This is a genomic window from Undibacterium sp. Di26W (assembly GCF_049340265.1).
Lineage (GTDB): Bacteria > Pseudomonadota > Gammaproteobacteria > Burkholderiales > Burkholderiaceae_D > Undibacterium.
Window position 1 is genome coordinate 1 of record NZ_JBMPOR010000099.1, and the last position, 255, is coordinate 255.

Here is a 255-nt window from a genome sequence, read left to right on the forward strand (position 1 = left end):
TGTTCCTGAACAAGTGCGACATGGTAGATGACGCTGAATTGCTGGAACTGGTTGAAATGGAAGTTCGCGAATTGTTGTCCAAATACGAATTCCCGGGCGACGACCTGCCTATCATTCAAGGTTCCGCTAAACTGGCCCTCGAAGGCGACCAAGGTCCTCTGGGCGAAGAAGCCATCATGAAACTGGCTGACGCTTTGGATACCTACATCCCAACACCAGAACGTGCTGTTGACGGCGCCTTCCTGTTGCCAGTAG

At 52.2% G+C, this 255-nt stretch carries 1 protein-coding gene; it reads left to right on the forward strand.

Features of this window, described 5'->3' with window-relative positions; all coding sequences use genetic code 11:
• The coding region (locus tag ACO0LM_RS28815) for a GTP-binding protein (RefSeq protein ID WP_423042392.1) at positions 1–255 on the forward strand (255 nt) is incomplete at both ends.